Raw genomic sequence first — 1,652 nt, 5'->3', positions numbered from 1 at the left:
CTGCCAGACACCACGTTGATGTTCTCACGATAGCCGAAGAAATGGCTTTCCCGTTCGTCTCGCATCCCGAAGAGTCGGAAGTACTCGAGAACATTGCATGGCGTTATGGGGTGTCCATACTCGGTACGGGAATCAACCCCGGATTCGTGCTGGATCTACTAATTATAGCTATGACCGGAGCCTGTCTCAAAGTTGAAAGAATCGAGGCCAGAAGAATCAACGATCTTTCTCCATTTGGAAAGACCGTAATGGAGACTCAAGGGGTGGGAACCTCTCCTGAAGAGTTCAGAAAGGGGACCGAGACGGGAAACATCGTCGGTCACATTGGATTTCAGCAATCGATAGCGATGATTGGCAATGCACTGGGCTGGGAGATAGACAGAATTGAAGAGAGTCGTGGGCCAATCATCTCAAATACAGAGAGAAAGACAGCAGTTGCGCATGTGAAGCCGGGAATGGTAGCCGGTTGTAAGCATGTAGGCCGCGGTTATTGTGGTGAGAAGCTCTTGATAGAGTTGGTTCATCCTCAACAAATCCTGCCAGAAACAGAAGGGGTGGAAACTGGAGATTACATAGATATCTACGGCGACCCGGAAATCCATCTTTCGATAAAACCGGAAATCCCCGGTGGAAAGGGAACGATTGCTCTTGCGACAAACATGATTCCTGCAGTGATAGAAGCGGCTCCAGGTCTTATCGAAATGAGCGAGCTTCCAATTCCAAGGTGCCTGATAGACGAAATAAAGGAGATGTAAGTATGAGTGCAATAAAAGGGCAGTGGGTGCAAATCCACCGGATTCTCCTTAATCCAGGAGAGAGAGCTCCCTCAGTGCCTGAAGACACTGGAACCCTTCCCCTCGAACTAAGAATAAGGGGTTTTCTGCTCGAAGGGAAGGCAGAAGTCGGTGAATTAGTGACAATAGAGACAGCCGCAGGAAGAAAGATGCACGGAAGAATGGAGTCCGTCGAACCGTCACATGAGCACAGCTTCGGGGAACACGTTCCGGAGCTGGCTGAAGCGGGAATGGAACTTACAAAATGGCTAACTGGCGGTGACGAAGATGAATGACAATTCCTACAAGTCGGTTATGTCAAGGAGAAAAGAGATAATGAAGGCCTCTGTCGGAGTCGATTATGACAGGTATGAGCTCGATGGAATCGCCTTTGACTACGAAGCACTTATGAAAGACACATCTTATCCCTTTGAAGAGATACGGAAAATTCAGTCAGAGACCGGCGTTGGTTGCACCCCTCTTATAGAGCTGAAAAACATCACAAGACTCGTCAGATCGATTAGCGAACGGGGTAAGGGCGCCAGAATCTTCCTCAAAGACGAAGCGACAAACCCATCTGGAAGCTTTAAAGATCGACGAGCCTCGATTAGCGTTGCGAGGGCAAGGGAGCTTGGCTACAGAGGCGTTATTGCCGCCACAAGTGGAAACTACGGAGCCGCAGTAGCTTCTCAGTCGATGAAGAGAGCTCTCAAGTGCATAATTGTTCAAGAGTGTTACGATAGCAAAGGGAGAGGACAGCCGGAGATTCTTGAGAAGGCACGGGCCTGTGAAGCATATGGCGCGGAAGTAGCTCAGTTGACAGTCGGCCCCGAACTCTTCTATTACTTTCTATTGCTGCTCGAAGAGACTGGATTCTTT

General features: G+C 49.2%; 3 protein-coding genes. All 3 read left to right on the top strand.

The genetic code is table 11. The features are described 5' to 3' along the window. On the top strand, window positions 1-755 hold a 755-nt coding region (locus ENN47_07400; GenBank protein HDP77993.1), incomplete at its 5' end, for an NADP-binding protein. A 2-nt stretch (window positions 756-757) separates the two neighbouring features. Continuing rightward, window positions 758-1,069 carry a 2-amino-4-ketopentanoate thiolase gene (locus ENN47_07395; GenBank protein ID HDP77992.1) on the top strand — a complete coding sequence of 104 codons (312 nt, stop codon included), beginning with the start codon at window positions 758-760 and terminating at the stop codon, window positions 1,067-1,069. Further along, a partial coding sequence (locus ENN47_07390) for a PLP-dependent lyase/thiolase (GenBank protein ID HDP77991.1) occupies window positions 1,062-1,652 on the top strand: 591 nt, incomplete at its 3' end. The genes ENN47_07395 and ENN47_07390, both read left to right, overlap by 8 nt.

This window comes from Mesotoga infera (genome assembly GCA_011045915.1).
Taxonomy (GTDB): Bacteria; Thermotogota; Thermotogae; order Petrotogales; family Kosmotogaceae; genus Mesotoga; species Mesotoga infera_D.
Note: the sequence above shows the minus strand (reverse complement) of the source record. Positions and strands in the feature narration are given on the sequence as shown.